Source organism: Pseudomonas ceruminis (assembly GCF_021602025.1).
Classification (GTDB): Bacteria; Pseudomonadota; Gammaproteobacteria; order Pseudomonadales; family Pseudomonadaceae; genus Aquipseudomonas; species Aquipseudomonas ceruminis.
This window is the reverse complement of sequence record NZ_BQHW01000005.1, coordinates 273,434-290,046: the sequence shown is the minus strand read 5'-3', so window position 1 is coordinate 290,046 and position 16,613 is coordinate 273,434. Positions and strand designations below refer to the sequence as shown.

Sequence of the window (16,613 nt, the reverse complement as noted above, 5' to 3'; positions counted from 1 at the left end):
CCCCGGCTTCTCAGATCAACCGCGGGCGTCGCGGTCACGCAGCCCCAGCAGATACAGCACACCATCCAGCCCAAGGGTCGAAATGGCCTGCTTGGCCGACTGGCGCACCAGCGGCTTGGCACGGAACGCCACACCCAGGCCCGCGAGCGCCAGCATCGGCAGGTCGTTGGCCCCATCACCGACGGCAATGGTCTGTTCCAGTTGCAGACCCTCTTCGATGGCCAACTGCTGCAGCAAATCGGCCTTGCGCTGAGCATCGACGATCGGCTCCACGGCCACGCCAGTCACTTTGCCATCCACCACTTCCAGCTCGTTGGCGAACACATAGTCGATGCCCAGGCGTGCCTGCACCTGCTTGGCGAAGTAGGTAAAACCGCCGGAGAGGATGGCAGTCTTGTAGCCCAGGCGCTTGAGTTCGGCGAAGAGGTTCTCGGCACCTTCTGTCAGGCGTAGGGACGCCCCGATCTCGTCCAGCACGCTGACATCCAGGCCCTTGAGCAGCGCCATGCGCTCCTTGAAGCTGGCGCGGAAGTCCAGTTCGCCACGCATCGCACGCTCGGTGATGGCCGCCACCTGCTCGCCGACACCGGCCGCCTTGGCCAGCTCATCGATGACCTCGGCCTCGATCAACGTCGAGTCCATGTCGAAAACCGCCAGGCGGCGATTGCGGCGGAACAGGTCGTCCTTCTGGAACGCGATGTCGATATCTAGCGCTTCAGATACCGCGAAGAAGTCGGCGCGCAATGCCTGGGCATCGCTCGGCTCGCCGCGCACCGAGATTTCGATGGCGCCCTTGCCTTTCTCGCTCTGGCCATTGAGCGCAACACGGGCGGACAAACGCTCGATACGCTCGATGGTCAGGCCATACTGGCTGATGATCGCACTGACCCGTTGCAACTGCTCAGGGGTGATCTTGCGGCTGAGCAGTGTGGCGATGTAGCGCGCCTCGCCCTGGCCATCGGCCCAGTGCTGGTAATCTGCCTCGGAAATCGGCGTGTAGCGGGCCTGCAGGTTCAGCTCATGGGCCTTGGATTGCACGCTCTGCAACAGGCTGGTGGCCACTTCGTTGTCCGGAATATCGACCAGAATGCCGAACGACAGCGTGCCGTGCATGACCGCCAGGCCGATGTCGAGGATGTTCACACCGCCCTGGAGCAGGACGCCGGTGATGGCGGCGGTGAGACCGGGACGGTCCTCACCGGTGATGTTGATCAGAACGATTTCGCGCAAGACCGGGCTCCGATTTCGATGAAAAATGCGCATTCTACCGATTTTCCATGACCATCGGGCGCCAACGATACTTTGCCGACAAAACCGGGGTCGCTATACTGCGCAACACTTTTATGCCATTAAGAGCCGCGCTCTGTGAACCGGCCCACGCCCGTCAAACCAGACAACTTCTTCCTCATGATCTTCCGTGCCCTGCGCCAACGTCGCATTCCACTGGCACTGCGCATCGCCAGCACCAACATTTTCCTGGTGGCGCTGGCGTTGGTGATCTATGCCTGTGTGATGGGCCTGCAGTTCAAGCAGGCCATGCACGAACAGGCGGACGCCCTTGGCCAGAGCCTGACCACCCAGACCGCCACCTCGGCGACTGAGCTGCTGGTGTCCAACGACATCCTCAGCCTCAACGTACTGCTGGGCAACCTGGTGAAAAACCCGCTGGTTGCCCATGCGGCGATCTACAGCGTGGACAACCGCATCCTCGCCGAGGCTGGCCAGCGCCCCCGCAATAGCCTGCTGGGTGAGGCAGAGGGCCTGTACCAGACCAAGATCACCTTCCAGGACGTTACCGCCGGGCAGTTGCGCATCAGCCTGGACATGAGCCAGTTCCAGCAGCCGATGCTGATCAGCCTGCAAAGCATGGGCATCCTGGGGGCGATCCTGCTGGCCCTGGCGTTGAGCCTGAGCCTGCGCCAAGGCCGTCACATCACCTTGCCGCTGCTGCAACTGCGCGTGTGGCTACGCGACCCGCACCCTTACACTCCGGCGATCGACCGCCAGGATGAGATCGGCGACATTGCCCGCCAGTTGCACGCGCGCCTGGCCCCGCCGCCACCGCCAGAGCCCGAGCCCGAGCCTGAGGAAGAAGAGGACGAGGACGACTTCGACGATCTGCACGAAGCCGCGCCACCCGCCAAGCCCGCACCGTGCGCCAAGGTCTCAGCAGCGCAAGCAGACGAAGACGAAGACGACGCAGCCTTCGCGGGACTGCTGGACGAAGAAAGCGCGCCCAAGGCGGCCGTGGTCGAGTCGGACGAGCCGCAGAACAGCGCAGTGTTGGCCGTGCAGCTGGGCTCTCAGGAGCAACTGCGCCGCCTGCCACGTACGCGCCTGACCGAGTTGCTGGAGCGTTATCGCGACTGCCTGGAACAGGCAGCTTCACTGTACGAAGGTGAAACCCACACGCTCAACGACGGCAGTACGCTGGTGCTGTTCCACAGCCGCGACTGCGGCGAGGACTACCTGACCAATGCCATCTGCTGTGGCGAATTGCTGCGCGCCTTGGGCCACGCCCTGCAGATCGAGGTGGCCGACAGCGGCATTACTCTGCAACTACAGCTTGGCCTGGCCTTGGGCGATGACCTGCAGGGGCTGGAGCAGGTCGACCTGTTGATGGCCGAGAAAGCCCAGGACGCTCTGGCGCTGTCGCAACACAGCCGCAACCTGCTGCTGGTCGAGCGGCAGATCAGCGATGACGCACTGATTCGCCAGCGCGCGCGGATTCGGCCAATCGCCAGCCCTGAGGGGGCATGCTGTGTGGAGCGATTGATGGAGCCTTACCCATCGATGCTGGAGCGCCAGTTGGCGCGCATGCACGAGCGCCGGGCCTGATACTTAGGCGGGTCAACCTGCTCCTGCAGGCTGTCCGCTAACTTCAGGACGGGACAAGCCCCACAAAAAAGCCCGCACATGTGCGGGCTTTTTTGCGCCTGGCGGAACCATCAGAACCGATAGACTTCCATATCTGTGCGAATCGGCGAAGCCATGGGGATCTTCGACTTCTCTGGCTCTTTTTTGACCTGTACCGGAGCGGCGGGCCGCTTGGGTGCCTCTTCGGCAACCGCCGGCTGATTAGCCAGTGGCTTGACCGCCGTGCTCAGTTGCTCTGCCAGCTTCTGCAGCAATTGGCCTTGGGCCTGCACTTGCGAAGACTCGGTCCCCTCGTGCTGCTGCTCGAGGTGAACGATACGGTTGTCACGGACATTGCCGCGACGATCGAGCAAACGCCATTGGGCGTCTAGAATCGCCGGCTGGTTCTTGCCGGAATCCAGGCGGGTGATCGACAGCAATACCTGCACATCAGGCGAGAAGCCGGTGCTGGCCGGCGCCAGCACCACGCGCTGGCTGTCCAGGCGCCAGGCGAGTTGGCGTACCAGCAACTGGTCGATATCCGCCGACAGGCTGCCGGCCCAACGACCGTCGGTCGCCGAACTCAGGCTACCATCGGCTTGACGTTGCAAGAATGTTTCGCGCTGCAAGTAATCGGCGACCGACACCGGGCCGAGCACCACGGCCATGCCTGCACTCTGTGAAGGCTGGCCAGGATCACCGCTGTCGAGCTGATACAGGGCAACCGGCTGATGCATGCTGCACCCACCCAGCCCTAGCAAGCCCGTCATCAACAGCGCAAATGGAAGGCGCAGAAATTTCATTCATCCCATCCAGGCGGTCGCCACCAGGCTTACCGCAGTGATACTGATATAAATTCAATCGGGCACACAGCCACGCTGGCACCGCAGGGGCACTATCATCCGCGAAATGTCGGTCCGACTCCAGCATTTCTGCCTGGAACGGCGTTGAAATTGCCGCCCCAGACATTTCACAACATTACGCCGGCGCTTCGACCTGCAACCCGTCGACACGCTGGAAGCCGCGTGGCAGCTTGCTGCCGCGCCGACCGCGTTCACCCTTGTAATGCTCAAGGTCGTCCGGCTTCAGCGACAGGGTACGCTTGCCCGCTTGCAGTACAAGGGTCGCACCCTCGGCGATCACCGCCAAGTCTGTAACATATTCTTCACGACTGGCGACCCGATCACCGGGCACGCCGATGATCTTGTTGCCCTTGCCTTTGCCCAACTGGGGCAGATCGGCGACCTTGAACACCAGCAAGCGGCCCTCGGTGGTCACTGCCGCCAGCCAGTCCTGTTCACGGTTGGCCACCGGGCGCGGGCTGATGACCTTGGCCCCGTTCGGCAGGCTGAGCAGCCCCTTGCCGGCCTTGTTCTTGGCTTGCAGGTCTTCACCCTTGACCACGAAGCCATAGCCCGCATCAGAAGCCACCACGTACAACGCATCGTCTTCCGGCAACAGCACGCATTCGAAGGTGGCGCCCGGCGGAGGCGCGAGGCGCCCAGTCAGCGGCTCGCCCTGGCCACGCGCCGATGGCAGGGTATGGGCCGCTACCGAATAACTGCGCCCGGTGGAGTCGATCAGTACGGCAAACTGGTTGGAGCGCCCCGCGGCTGCGGCCTTGAAGCCATCGCCTGCCTTGTAGGACAGGCCGGTGGCGTCGATATCGTGACCTTTAGCGCAGCGCACCCAGCCCTTTTCCGACAACACCACGGTGACCGGCTCGGTCGGCATCAGTTCGTTTTCCGACAGCGCCTTGGCCTCTGCCCGCTCGACGATCGGCGAACGGCGGTCGTCGCCGTAGGTTTCGGCGTCCTTGATCAATTCGCTGCGGACCAGCTTGCGCAGCTTGGCATCGCTGCCGAGCAGCGCCAGCAGCTTGGCCTGCTCCTTGAGCAACTCGTCCTGCTCGCCGCGGATTTTCATCTCTTCCAGGCGCGCCAGTTGGCGTAGGCGGGTTTCGAGAATGTAATCGGCCTGGATTTCGGTCAGGTCGAAACGGGCGATCAGGGCCTGCTTGGGATGCTCCTCGGTGCGAATGATGTGAATCACTTCATCCAGATTGAGGAACGCTGTGAGCAAACCTTCCAACAGGTGCAGGCGCTTCTCGACCTTGTCCAGGCGGTGCTGCAGGCGGCGACGAACGGTACCGATGCGGAATTGCAGCCACTCCAGCAGCAATGCACGCAGGTTTTTCAGCTGCGGTCGACCGTCCAGGCCGATGATGTTGACGTTGACCCGGTAGCTGCTTTCCAGGTCGGTGGTAGCGAACAGGTGCTGCATCAGCTCGTCGGCGTCCACGCGGTTGGAACGCGGGATAATGACGATACGGCAAGGGTTCTCGTGGTCCGACTCGTCACGCAGGTCGGCGACCATCGGGAGTTTCTTGGCCTGCATCTGCGCGGCAATCTGCTCCAGCACCTTGGCCCCGGATACCTGGTGCGGCAAGGCGGTGACGACAATGTCGCCATCCTCGACCCGGTACACGGCACGCATGCGGATCGAACCACGGCCGCTTTCGTAGATCTTGAGGATCTCGGCACGGGGCGTGATGATCTCGGCTTCGGTCGGGTAGTCCGGGCCCTGGATGTGCTCGCACAACTGCTCGAGGGTGGCCTTGGGCTCGTCGAGCAGGCGCACGCAGGCGCTGGCCACTTCGCGCAGGTTGTGCGGCGGCACGTCGGTGGCCATGCCCACGGCGATGCCCGTGGTGCCGTTGAGCAGGATGTTCGGCAGGCGCGCCGGCAGCACAGCCGGCTCCTGCAGGGTGCCGTCAAAGTTCGGCACCCAGTCCACGGTGCCTTGGCCCAGCTCGCCGAGCAACACTTCGGAGTAGCGCGACAGGCGTGCCTCGGTATAACGCATGGCGGCGAACGACTTCGGATCGTCCGGGGCCCCCCAGTTACCTTGCCCATCGACCAGCGTATAGCGGTAGCTGAACGGCTGCGCCATCAGCACCATGGCTTCGTAGCAAGCCGAGTCGCCATGGGGGTGGAACTTGCCGAGCACGTCGCCGACGGTGCGCGCCGACTTCTTGTGTTTGGCATCGGCATCGAGCCCCAACTCGCTCATGGCATAGACGATGCGTCGTTGCACAGGCTTGAGGCCGTCGCCGATGTGCGGCAAGGCCCGGTCCATGATCACGTACATGGAATAGTTGAGGTAGGCCTGTTCGGTGAAGTCAGCCAGTGAACGGCGTTCAACGCCGTCGAGGCTGAGTTCCAGTGAGTCGCTCATGCGGGCCTCGTCATTTCAGGTTCTGGCGCAGCAGCATGGTGCCGCCGCGCTGGGTAAATTCAAGTTGTTTCAGGGCGCTCATGCCCAGCAGCACCGTCTGGCCATCGAGCCCGGGCACGACCAGGGCGCGCACGTCCCGCAAGTGGATGTCGCCCAGTTGCACACTGTCCAGGCGGGTGCGGTAGCCTTCGGTACGACCGTTCGCCGTGCTGAGCGTGACCGGGCTGCCCCGCTGCAAGCGCAGGTCGCCGGCCAGCGTTTCGGGGACCGCGACGTCGGTGGCGCCGGTGTCGAGCATGAAATGCACCCCCTGGCCATTGATCGCGCCATCCATCACGAAGTGGCCCTGGTCATTGCCCAGCAGGCGCACTTCGATAAAACCTTCGCCATGCTCGGACTGCACCTGGGTATTGGGGTTGCGCTCACGCGCTTCCCACTGCCCGAAAAAGCGCGTGGCCAGGAACATTGCCGCCGCCCAGGCGACGATCATCAGTACCCTGCCGGCCCGCTTGCCGGCTGGCTGACTCATGGCCTGGCACTCCAGCCACCTTCCGGTGCCTCGAAGCGCCAGACGATCGGCCGGCCTTCACCATCGGCGCGGTCACCGTTGTTGTTGTCGATACCAATCCAGGCACCCTTGGCATCGATCACCAGGGCTTCTGCCAGGCCGAACGGCTGATCGTAGCGGCGCTCAGGGACCAGAGCTTCTGCGGCGAACGACCAGCAGCGCTCGACCTTGCCGCTGTCGGCATCACGACGGCAGACGCGGAAGGCGTTGCGCTCGAGCGTGAACAGCTTGCCCTCGAACCAGGCCAGGTCGGCGAAATCACGCGAAAGCGCACGGGCATTGGGCATCTGTGGCGGCTGCATCTCGACGCCAGCCTCGCTCAGCAGGACGCAACTGCGCCCACAGGTCCACACCGACTGCTGCCGCTCGATGGCCACCAGACCGCGACGCTCGCGCTCGGCGGCCAGCCACAGGCGATCACCTGCCGGGTTGATCGCAAGACCTTCGAACAAGGCATTGAAGTGCAGCAGCATGCCACTGCCACGGGCCTGGCGCACCATGGCCGGGTCGATTTTCAGCCAGTCGGGCTCGCCTTCGACCGGCAGTTGCAGCACCGCCGCATGGGCCTCGCTGACCAGATAGAAGTTACCGGCCTGATCGCAGGTGATGCCTTCGTAATCCAGCTCGCCACCGCGGATGTACGACGCCGCCCAGTTGCGCACCTTAAGGCCCCAGGGCAAGCCGCTCTCCGGTACCGGTGGCGGGGTGAACGTCAGCGGCTGCGCGCGCCATGTCGTCGCTTGCTGGTCGAAACGGTAGATACGGTCGTCATCACGGTCGGAAACACCCCACAGGGCTCCGCGGCACATGGCCAGCCCCGAGAGGTTGCCACCGCGCATGCCGTCGACCGGATGCTCTGAAGCCAGTTTCAGCTCGGGCCAGTTGCCTGCCAGGCTCGGCAGGGCAACCAACGCGAGAAACGCGGCGGCGAACAGACGAATCAAACCAGGACCTCGGCGAGGTTGCCTTTGGTCTCCAGCCAGCTCTTGCGGTCGCCAGCGCGCTTCTTGGCCAGCAGCATATCCATGATTTCAGTGGTGCCTTGCAGGTCGTCCAGGGTCAGCTGCACCAGGCGCCGCGTGTTCGGGTCCATGGTGGTTTCGCGCAGTTGTGGCGGGTTCATTTCACCCAGGCCCTTGAATCGCGTCACCTGCGGCTTGCCGCGCTTCTTCTCGGCCACCAGACGGTCGAGGATACCGTCCCGCTCGGCCTCGTCGAGGGCGTAGTAGATCTCCTTGCCCAGGTCGATGCGATACAGCGGCGGCATGGCGACGTACACATGGCCGGCCTCGACCAGCGGGCGGAAATGCTGGACGAACAAGGCGCACAGCAAGGTGGCGATATGCAGGCCGTCGGAGTCGGCGTCGGCGAGGATGCAGATCTTGCCATAGCGCAGTTGCGACAAATCGGCGGCACCGGGGTCCACGCCAATGGCTACGGCGATGTTGTGCACTTCCTGGCTGGCCAGGACTTCGCCGCCGTCCACTTCCCAGGTGTTGAGGATCTTGCCGCGCAGCGGCAGGATCGCCTGGAACTCCTTGTCCCGCGCCTGCTTGGCCGAGCCACCGGCAGAATCGCCCTCGACCAGGAACAGCTCGGCGCGCATCGGGTCCTGGCCGGCACAGTCGGCCAACTTGCCGGGCAATGCCGGGCCTTGGGTAATACGCTTGCGCTCGACCTTCTTGCTCGCCTTGAGGCGACGGCCGGCATTGCTGATGGCCAGTTCGGCCAATTGCATACCTAGCTCAGGGTGCGCATTGAGCCACAGGCTGAAGGCGTCCTTGACCACGCCGGAAACGAACGCCGCAGCCTCGCGCGAGGACAGGCGCTCCTTGGTCTGCCCGGAGAACTGCGGTTCCTGCATCTTCATCGACAGGACGAAGGTAATACGCTCCCACACGTCTTCCGGTGCCAGCTTGACCCCGCGCGGCAGCAGGTTGCGGAACTCGCAGAACTCGCGCATGGCATCGAGCAGGCCCTGGCGCAGGCCGTTGACGTGGGTGCCGCCCTGGGCGGTGGGGATCAGGTTGACGTAGCTTTCCTGAACACTGTCACCGCCTTCGGGCAGCCACAGCAAGGCCCAGTCCACGGCTTCCTTGTTGCCGGCCAGGCTGCCGCAGAACGGCTCGTCCGGCAGGCGCTGGAACTCGCTGACCGAGTCCACCAGGTAGGAGCGCAGGCCATCCTCGTAGTGCCACTCGACCTTCTCGCCGCTGGCCTTGTCCTCGAAGCTGACCAGCAGGCCCGGGCACAATACGGCCTTGGCCTTGAGCACGTGCTTGAGGCGGCTGATGGAAAACTTCGGCGAATCGAAGTACTTCGGATCAGGGCTGAAGTACACGCTGGTGCCGGTGTTGCGCTTGCCGACGCTGCCCACCACCTCCAGCTCGCTGGCCTTGAAGCCATCGGCGAAGGTCATCTGGTACTCATTGCCGTCGCGCTTGACGCGCACCCGCACCTGGGTCGACAGGGCGTTGACCACCGAGATGCCCACACCGTGCAGGCCGCCTGAAAACTGGTAGTTCTTGTTAGAGAACTTGCCGCCAGCGTGCAGCTTGGTGAGGATCAGCTCGACCCCGGACACACCCTCTTCGGGGTGGATATCCACCGGCATGCCGCGGCCATCGTCGCTGACCTCCAGCGAATGGTCGGCGTGGAGAATGACCTGCACCGAACGGGCGTGGCCCGCCAGGGCTTCGTCGACACTGTTGTCGATGACTTCCTGGGCCAGGTGGTTGGGCCGGCTGGTATCGGTGTACATGCCCGGCCGCTTGCGGACCGGGTCAAGGCCCGAGAGGACTTCGATGGCGTCTGCGTTATAGGCGCTAGCGCTGGGATTGGCCATGGGTTCTCGTCGTCAGTCTGGTGAATGCAAAAAAGATCAAAATACAGAAAAATCGAGCGCCGCATATTGCCCGCGGGCAATCCCGGCAAAGGCAAGCAGCGCCGGCATCTGCTCGGCAAAGCCTTGGTAACTGTGGTCACCACCGGCCTGGATACGCAAGGCACAGGCACGGTAAAAGCGCTCGGCGTGGCGATAATCCAGGGTTTCATCGGCGGTCTGCAACCACACCTGATAGCGGCCTGGAGCCTCGGGTGCCGGGACTTCCAGCTCGGCCAGCGCCTGCACGTGGTCGTGTGTCAGCTCCCAGGTTTCATCGGTGTAATGGTTGCGCTGGGTGCCCAGGTAGCCGTCGAAGCGTTTGTGCGGGGTTACCGCAGGGTTGACCAACAGGGCCTTCAAGCCGTGGCGCTCGGCCAGATAGGTGGCATAGTAGCCGCCGAGCGAACTGCCGACCAGCAGGGGGGCACCTAGCTCGGCGATGGCGGCTTCGAGCTGCGCGATGGCCTGGCGTGGGTGATGGTGCAAGGCGGGAACGCGCAACTGAGCCGACAGCCCTAGCTGCTGCATCACGGCCTCGAGCTGGCGCGCCTTGGTCGAAAGCGGCGAGCTGTTGAAGCCATGGATATAGAGGATTGAACCCGACATGCTGCCCCCGGAATCTTTGGCTTCGCGCCCGATGGTGCAGGCGCAGGGATGCGCAGTGTAGCGTGTTCGCCGTGTTTTGGCGCAGCGACGGGGGTTTCGCAACAATTTCTTCAAGTTGCCAGCAGCTCAACCCCCGCCCGCGGATAACTGCCTGCGGCTAGTAGCCTGGGCTGTCGAAGTCGAGCCTCACCTCGAAGTCCCGGGCCCGCTCCACCCCGGTCTCCACCCGCCCGTCGGGGTGCAGACGCAGCCAGCGATACCCCGGTTGCTCCTCGCTCACCCTGAAGTCTTCGCTGCGCGCCGCGAACTGGATGCAGGTCGAGGGCGTAGCCAGCAGGCGCACGCCATCACGCAGCTCGTCCCATTCCTGATGAATATGCCCCCAGAGCAGTGCCTTGACCTGTGGATAACCCTTCAACCGCTGCAGCAGTTCAGCGCCATTGCGCAAGCCGATCGGCGCAATCCAGGCACAGCCGATGTCCACCGGCTGATGGTGACAGCACACCAGGCAATGGCGCTCGCCCGCTGACTGCAGGGCGTCGTTGAGTAGCTGCAACTGGTCTTGCTCAAGCTGCCCATGGGTCGCCCCCGGCACCGCAGAATTGAGCATCACCACCCGCCATTGGCCAATGTCGGTGACCGCCTGCACCAGCTCGGGCGCCACCACGGCCATCACCTTGGCTTCATCGTGGTTACCCGGCAACCAGCGCGCCGGCGCGGCGAACTCGCTGGTCAGCGCGCGGAACGCCTGATACGACGCGACACTGCCATCCTGTGACAGATCGCCCGTGCACAACAGCAGGTCGATGCGCGGTTGCTCGCGACGCACCTGAGCGATCACGTGGCGCAGGCTGTCGCGAGTCTTGAGGCCCAGCAGCGTGCCTGCGGGGTCGGCGAACAGGTGCGGGTCGGTCAATTGCACCACGTAGACGGGTGCCTGGGATGGGGATGGGTGCGGCACCGGCCGTCTCCTCATGCGGATTCAGCATGAATTATGGCGGGGGAATGGTTGCGAGCAAACACTCGAAACCGACCGGCATCACATTTCAGCGCACACTTGCCAGTTCGTGACCGCAGGCCAGGCAGTGGCTCAGCCATTCGCCGAGGAACAGGTTGAGCTGGGCCTTTTCATCGGGCTGGTGCATGGCCTCGTTGGGGTACGGATAGATGCTGCGCAGGCGCCGGGTATGCTCGGCACTGACCACTTCGGCCATGCGCGCATCGTGATAAACCTGCACTTCAAGGTGCGGCACCGGCAGCCAGGGTAGACTGTGCTCCTGGCGAACCCGCAGGGTGGTGGTGTACGGGCAGGCCAGCACCACATCAAGTACCAGCACACCCAGCATCTGGTCGCCCTGGGTCATGCCGATGCGCCGCGAGCTTTGGGTAGTGCGCATGTCTGGCAACAGCCGCATGAGCCGGGCGTAGTTGGCCTCGCAGGCTGCTTGCAGCCCGGCCAGATCGACGCGATAACGCTCACGCAGCAGGTTCACTTCCACATACCTCGAACTTCATCTCTGTTGAGCGCCAGCCATTGCAAGCCGATGATGGTCGCCGCATTGCAGATGCGCCCATCGCGCACAGCGTGCAAGGCATCCTCGAACGACCAGACACGCACGCGGATGTCCTCGCCCTCTTCTTCCAGACCGTGCAGGCCGCCGGCGCCTTCGCTGCTGCAGCGACCAAGGAACAGGTGAACGTACTCATCGCTGCCGCCGGGCGACGGGAAGTAGCGGGTCATCGGCCACAGCGCGCTGAAGGTCAGCCCGGCTTCCTCCTGGGCTTCACGATGCGCCACCTCTTCAGGCTGTTCATCCTTGTCGATCAGCCCCGCGACCATCTCGATCAGCCACGGGTTGTCGGCTTTGCCCAGCGCACCGACGCGAAACTGCTCGATCAGCACCACTTCATCACGCTGAGGGTCATAGGGCAGCACACACACGGCGTCGTGGCGCACGAACAGTTCGCGGCTGATCTCCCGGCCCATGCCCCCGGCAAAAAGCTCATGGCGCAGGCGAAGCTTGTCGAGCTTGTAAAAGCCCTGGAAGCAATTGGCCCGCTCGATGATCTGGAAGCCCTTGGGCACTGAATTGAACGTGTCTGACATGGAAATCCTCATGACCTCTGATACCGCATCGCGCCATCCTACTCTGCACGCCTGCCTGTTTCACCCCTTTCCGGCAACCGTTCGCGCAGTCGGGACAGCGCGTCCTGTCTCTGTTAGCTTAGTGGCGAACTGAAGGCCGCGCAGACGGTCAAAGGCCGACTTTCCCTGTTCTGCAAGGATCATCATGACACTTGTCAAACTGACTTCCGTGGCTGTGCTGGCCCTGGCACTGGGTGCCTGCCAGAGCCTGTTCAGCCCTAATTACCGCGCGCCCCTCGAGGTCAAACGCGACGCCTGGGAACATGTGAAACCCGGATGCAGCGAAACCGACTGCCCATTGGTGAACATCGACACGGTCCACTTCCCTGCCCTGCCGAAGCTCGACGGTATCGTCGAGAAACGCCTGCTGCAGCTGACCGAAGACAATCAGCATGGCACCGCGCCCAGCACCTTGCAGGCCTACGAGCAGCAATACTTGGCCAACGCCGACAAACGCAACAGCAGCTACCTGCAAGCCAAGGTACGCGAGCAGCATGACGGGCTGGTGATCATCGAGTTATCCAGTTACCTCGACAGCGGCGGCGCGCACGGCATGCCTGGGCGCGCATTCATCAACTATTCGCGCAAGCAGGACAAGGTGTTGACCCTGCAGGACATGCTGGTGCCAGGCCAGGAAGAGACGTTCTGGAAGACGGTCGAAGAATCGCACCGTGCCTGGCTGATCAGCGTCGGCATGGACAAGGACGCCGAGTTCGTCAAGACCTGGCCATTCAAGCGGTCGCCGCACATCGCCCTGACGTACGGCGCCGTAGTGGTCAAATATGAAGTCTATGCCATCGCGCCCTACTCCATGGGCCACGTGGAGCTGAAAATCCCCTACCCGCGCCTGAACGGCGTGCTCAAGCCCGAGCTGTTTCCCGGGCGCGGCTGAGGCTCAGTAGCGCATGCAGCCCACCTGCCAGCAACAGTGCTGGCAGCGTGGCGCCCAGCTCCGGTGCTTGCGCGGCGATGGTGTGATAGGCCGCCACCCCCACTGCCCAGGCCAGCAAGGCCTGCCAATGCAGGCCCGCTACCCGCGCAGGGGCATGGCGGCGACGGATCACGTAGTGGTCCATCAGCACCACACCGAACAGCGGCGCGAACACCGAACCGATCAACAGCAGGAAGTTCTCGTACTGGGCCAGCGGCGCCAGCAAGGCGATCAGGGTGCACAGCACGCCGATGGCCAAGGCCAGGTGTTCGACTTTCAGGCGTACCAGCAAGCCGCTTGAAACCGCCGCCGAATGGATATCGGCAAATGCCTTCTCCGATTCGTCCAGCAGGATCAGCAGCAGCGGAATCCCCATCCCGGCGCCCGCCAGGGCCAGCAACAGCGCATTGACCTCGCCACCTGGCGCAAAGGCCAGGGTGTAAGCCACACCCAGGCTCATCAGCCAGGTGTTGCCAATGAAGTAGCCCAGGACAGTGCCACCGAACACACCTTTGCCACTGCGGGCGAAACGTGAGTAATCGGAAATCAGCGGCAACCACGACAAGGGCATGGCGATGACGATGTCGAAGCCTACGGCCAGCGACATCGAACCATCGCCACTACGGTGCCACAGGGCAGTCAGGTCGGCCTTGGCAAAGAGGTTCCAGGTCAGCCACAGGCAAGCGCCCAACAACACCCAGATACCCCATTTGCGCAACACCTTGCGCACGAATGCCAGCGGCCCGGCGACCGCCAGCAGGGTGGCCAGGCCACCGAAGCACAGGGTCCATAACATCGGACTGTTCCACAGGCTGTCGTCACCGAACGTGCGCGCCCCGAGCAGGCTGGCCGCATCGCGCATGACGATGATTTCGAAGGCGCCCCAGCCCACCAGTTGCAGGAGGTTGAGCAACGCCGGCAGGCGAGCGCCATGGCTGCCCAGGCTCAGGCGCAAGGTGGCCATGGCGGAGAGGCCGGTGTCACTGCCGATGACCCCCGCCGCCCCCAGTAGCAGTACACCCACGCCGGTGCCGAGGGCGATGGCCAGTACAGCGCCAGCCAGGCCCAGGCCTGGGGCGAGCATGGCACCCACCTGCAGGACCATCAGGCCAATGCCGAGGGAGAACCAAAGCGAGAACAGGTCGCGGGCGCCGAAGGGGCGCTGGCTGGAAGGGACCGGGTGGTCGGGAGAGAAATGGCTCGGGGTAGTCATTGTTGTGATCGCCGCAAATGTTGAGATAAGCACTGCCCCCAGTGCGGGGGCGGGCTTGCCTGCGAAGGCGTCGGGCCAACCTGTCGTGCTGGCCTGGCTGACGCTTTCGCGGGGCAAGCCCGCGCCTACAGGGGTTGTGGAGTGCCTTACACTTTTCTGTACAGCTGGCTGCCTTCCTGACGGAACCGCTCGGCCTGTTCGCGCATGCCTTCTTCCACCGACACATCGGTCGCTTCGATGCGCTGGTTGGCAGCGTATTCACGCACTTCCTGGGTAATCTTCATCGAGCAGAACTTCGGCCCGCACATCGAGCAGAAGTGCGCCACCTTGGCCGATTCCTTCGGCAGGGTCTCGTCGTGGAAGGCGCGTGCCGTGTCCGGGTCCAGGCCCAGGTTGAACTGGTCTTCCCAGCGGAACTCGAAGCGTGCCTTGGACAAGGCGTTGTCACGGATCTGCGCGCCCGGGTGGCCCTTGGCCAGGTCAGCGGCATGGGCAGCGATCTTGTAGGTGATGATGCCGGTCTTGACGTCATCCTTGTTCGGCAGCCCCAGGTGCTCCTTGGGTGTGACATAACAGAGCATGGCACAGCCGAACCAGCCAATCATCGCGGCACCGATACCCGAGGTGATGTGGTCATAACCCGGTGCGATGTCGGTGGTCAGTGGGCCGAGGGTGTAGAACGGCGCCTCGTCGCAGCACTCCAGCTGCTTGTCCATGTTTTCCTTGATCAACTGCATCGGCACATGGCCCGGGCCTTCGATCATGCATTGCACGTCGTGCTTCCAGGCGATCTTGGTCAATTCGCCGAGGGTCTCCAGCTCACCGAACTGCGCCGCATCGTTGGCATCGGCGATCGAGCCCGGGCGCAGGCCATCACCCAGCGAGAAGCTGACATCGTAGGCCTTCATGATTTCGCAGATTTCGTCGAAGTGCGTGTACAGGAAGTTCTCCTGATGATGGGCAAGGCACCACTTGGCCATGATCGAACCACCACGGCTGACGATGCCGGTGACGCGCTTGGCGGTCAATGGCACGTAGCGCAGCAGCACGCCGGCATGGATGGTGAAGTAGTCCACACCCTGCTCGGCCTGCTCGATCAAGGTGTCGCGGAACAGCTCCCAGGTCAGATCCTCGGCAACGCCACCCACCTTTTCCAAGGCCTGGTAGATCGGCACGGTGCCGATCGGCACCGGCGAGTTGCGGATGATCCACTCGCGGGTTTCGTGAATGTGCTTGCCGGTGGACAGGTCCATGACGGTGTCCGAGCCCCAGCGAATACCCCAGGTCAGCTTGGCCACTTCTTCCTCGATCGAGGAGCCCAGGGCGCTGTTGCCGATGTTGCCGTTGATCTTCACCAGGAAGTTGCGGCCGATGATCATCGGCTCCAGTTCAGGGTGGTTGATGTTGGCCGGGATGATCGCGCGGCCGCGGGCAATTTCCTCACGCACGAACTCAGCGGTGATTGCATTCGGAATGCTTGCGCCGAAACTGTGGCCGGCGTGTTGCTGGCTGAGCAAACCGGCGGCGCGTGCCTCCTGCAGCTTCATGTTCTCGCGGATGGCAACGTACTCCATCTCGGCGGTGATGATGCCCTGGCGGGCGTAGTGCATCTGCGTGACGTTGGCACCGGCCTTGGCCCGGCGCGGGTTACGCACATGGGCGAAACGCAGCTTGGCAAGCTCAGCGTCGTTCAGGCGTTGCTGGCCGAAGTTGGAGCTCAAACCACCCAGGCGCTCGGTGTCGCCACGGGCGTCGATCCAGACCGAGCGCACATCGGCCAGGCCCTTGCGCACATCGATGATGACGCTGGGGTCGGTGTACGGGCCGGAGGTGTCATAGACCAACACCGGGGCATTGGATTCGCCGCCGAAATCGGTGGGGGTGTCGTGCAGGCTGATCTCGCGCATGGGCACGCGAATGTCCGGGCGCGAGCCTTCGACATACACCTTGCGCGAACGGGGGAAGGGTTGCACGGACTGCTGATCGACTTGCGCCGATTCGCTGAGGTTGATCGTTTTTTCTTGTTTGCTCATCACAGGCTCTCCAGACAGCTTCCTAGCGGTGGAATGTCGGGGAGAACCTGAAAGACGCGGACGCACCCCTTGACGGGTGTGCAGTGCCGGAAACGGGGAGGTGCCTTGAGCTGCATGAGCTGTGACAATCCCGGACCTG

General features: G+C 63.4%; 14 protein-coding genes. 2 read left to right on the top strand and 12 right to left on the bottom strand.

Features of this window, described 5'->3' with window-relative positions; all coding sequences use genetic code 11:
• Positions 1 to 15: 15 nt before the first annotated feature.
• Positions 16 to 1,230 (bottom strand): phosphoserine phosphatase SerB, encoded by a 1,215-nt coding sequence (gene serB / locus L6D80_RS08790; protein ID WP_176516723.1) that lies wholly within the window; start codon positions 1,228 to 1,230, stop codon positions 16 to 18.
• A gap of 135 nt (positions 1,231 to 1,365) precedes the next feature.
• On the opposite strand from serB, the gene L6D80_RS08785 reads away from it, so the two are divergent.
• Entirely contained in the window at positions 1,366 to 2,838 is a 1,473-nt protein-coding gene (locus L6D80_RS08785; RefSeq protein WP_176516725.1) for an AhpA/YtjB family protein, read from the top strand.
• Between the two features lie 110 nt (positions 2,839 to 2,948).
• Here the strand turns inward: L6D80_RS08785 and L6D80_RS08780 are convergent, their stop codons facing one another.
• From L6D80_RS08780 to L6D80_RS08740, 9 genes are all read right to left on the bottom strand, one after another.
• The gene (locus tag L6D80_RS08780; protein WP_054900247.1) at positions 2,949 to 3,659 is read right to left on the bottom strand and encodes a PqiC family protein; all 711 of its coding nucleotides are present in this window, start codon (positions 3,657 to 3,659) and stop codon (positions 2,949 to 2,951) included.
• A gap of 175 nt (positions 3,660 to 3,834) precedes the next feature.
• Positions 3,835 to 6,093 (bottom strand): DNA topoisomerase IV subunit A, encoded by a 2,259-nt coding sequence (parC, locus tag L6D80_RS08775; protein WP_054900248.1) that lies wholly within the window; start codon positions 6,091 to 6,093, stop codon positions 3,835 to 3,837.
• A gap of 10 nt (positions 6,094 to 6,103) precedes the next feature.
• A complete protein-coding gene (locus tag L6D80_RS08770) occupies positions 6,104 to 6,622 on the bottom strand; it encodes a retropepsin-like aspartic protease family protein (RefSeq protein WP_176512533.1) in 519 nt (172 codons plus the stop codon).
• A complete protein-coding gene (locus L6D80_RS08765; RefSeq protein WP_054900250.1) occupies positions 6,619 to 7,605 on the bottom strand; it encodes an esterase-like activity of phytase family protein in 987 nt (328 codons plus the stop codon). The genes L6D80_RS08770 and L6D80_RS08765 overlap by 4 nt, the downstream gene beginning before the upstream one ends.
• On the bottom strand, positions 7,602 to 9,506 hold the full coding sequence (gene parE / locus L6D80_RS08760; protein ID WP_054900251.1) for a DNA topoisomerase IV subunit B: 1,905 nt from the start codon (positions 9,504 to 9,506) through the stop codon (positions 7,602 to 7,604). Before parE ends, L6D80_RS08765 begins: the two co-directional genes overlap by 4 nt.
• A gap of 36 nt (positions 9,507 to 9,542) precedes the next feature.
• Positions 9,543 to 10,151 (bottom strand): YqiA/YcfP family alpha/beta fold hydrolase, encoded by a 609-nt coding sequence (locus tag L6D80_RS08755; RefSeq protein WP_054900252.1) that lies wholly within the window; start codon positions 10,149 to 10,151, stop codon positions 9,543 to 9,545.
• A gap of 157 nt (positions 10,152 to 10,308) precedes the next feature.
• Positions 10,309 to 11,127 carry a 3',5'-cyclic-AMP phosphodiesterase gene (gene cpdA, locus L6D80_RS08750; RefSeq protein ID WP_176512534.1) on the bottom strand — a complete coding sequence of 273 codons (819 nt, stop codon included), beginning with the start codon at positions 11,125 to 11,127 and terminating at the stop codon, positions 10,309 to 10,311.
• Positions 11,128 to 11,197: 70 nt separating this feature from the next.
• A complete protein-coding gene (locus tag L6D80_RS08745) occupies positions 11,198 to 11,650 on the bottom strand; it encodes a DUF1249 domain-containing protein (RefSeq protein WP_054900254.1) in 453 nt (150 codons plus the stop codon).
• Positions 11,641 to 12,258, bottom strand: coding sequence for an NUDIX domain-containing protein (locus L6D80_RS08740; protein WP_054900255.1), 618 nt, complete (start codon positions 12,256 to 12,258; stop codon positions 11,641 to 11,643). The genes L6D80_RS08745 and L6D80_RS08740 overlap by 10 nt, the downstream gene beginning before the upstream one ends.
• 184 nt (positions 12,259 to 12,442) lie before the next feature.
• Between L6D80_RS08740 and L6D80_RS08735 the strand changes: the two genes are divergently transcribed.
• Complete coding sequence (locus L6D80_RS08735) at positions 12,443 to 13,189, top strand: RsiV family protein (protein WP_176512535.1); 747 nt, start codon at positions 12,443 to 12,445, stop codon at positions 13,187 to 13,189.
• Here the strand turns inward: L6D80_RS08735 and cytX are convergent.
• Positions 13,158 to 14,441: a putative hydroxymethylpyrimidine transporter CytX gene (gene cytX, locus L6D80_RS08730; protein ID WP_176512536.1), complete on the bottom strand. Its 1,284-nt coding sequence runs from the start codon at positions 14,439 to 14,441 to the stop codon at positions 13,158 to 13,160. The two genes, L6D80_RS08735 and cytX, sit on opposite strands and share 32 nt — an antisense overlap.
• Positions 14,442 to 14,587: 146 nt before the next feature.
• On the bottom strand, positions 14,588 to 16,474 hold the full coding sequence (gene thiC / locus L6D80_RS08725; protein ID WP_176512537.1) for a phosphomethylpyrimidine synthase ThiC: 1,887 nt from the start codon (positions 16,472 to 16,474) through the stop codon (positions 14,588 to 14,590).
• Positions 16,475 to 16,613 lie beyond the last annotated feature (139 nt).

Excerpts from the sequence above, each read along its gene's own strand:
- L6D80_RS08780 (WP_054900247.1), bottom strand. The coding sequence starts at position 3,659 with ATGAAATTTCTGCGCCTTCCATTTGCGCTGTTGATGACGGGCTTGCTA.
- parC (WP_054900248.1), bottom strand. The coding sequence starts at position 6,093 with ATGAGCGACTCACTGGAACTCAGCCTCGACGGCGTTGAACGCCGTTCA.
- L6D80_RS08770 (WP_176512533.1), bottom strand. The coding sequence starts at position 6,622 with ATGAGTCAGCCAGCCGGCAAGCGGGCCGGCAGGGTACTGATGATCGTC.
- parE (WP_054900251.1), bottom strand. The coding sequence starts at position 9,506 with ATGGCCAATCCCAGCGCTAGCGCCTATAACGCAGACGCCATCGAAGTC.
- L6D80_RS08755 (WP_054900252.1), bottom strand. The coding sequence starts at position 10,151 with ATGTCGGGTTCAATCCTCTATATCCATGGCTTCAACAGCTCGCCGCTT.
- cpdA (WP_176512534.1), bottom strand. The coding sequence starts at position 11,127 with ATGAGGAGACGGCCGGTGCCGCACCCATCCCCATCCCAGGCACCCGTC.
- L6D80_RS08740 (WP_054900255.1), bottom strand. The coding sequence starts at position 12,258 with ATGTCAGACACGTTCAATTCAGTGCCCAAGGGCTTCCAGATCATCGAG.
- L6D80_RS08735 (WP_176512535.1), top strand. The coding sequence starts at position 12,443 with ATGACACTTGTCAAACTGACTTCCGTGGCTGTGCTGGCCCTGGCACTG.
- cytX (WP_176512536.1), bottom strand. The coding sequence starts at position 14,441 with ATGACTACCCCGAGCCATTTCTCTCCCGACCACCCGGTCCCTTCCAGC.
- thiC (WP_176512537.1), bottom strand. The coding sequence starts at position 16,474 with ATGAGCAAACAAGAAAAAACGATCAACCTCAGCGAATCGGCGCAAGTC.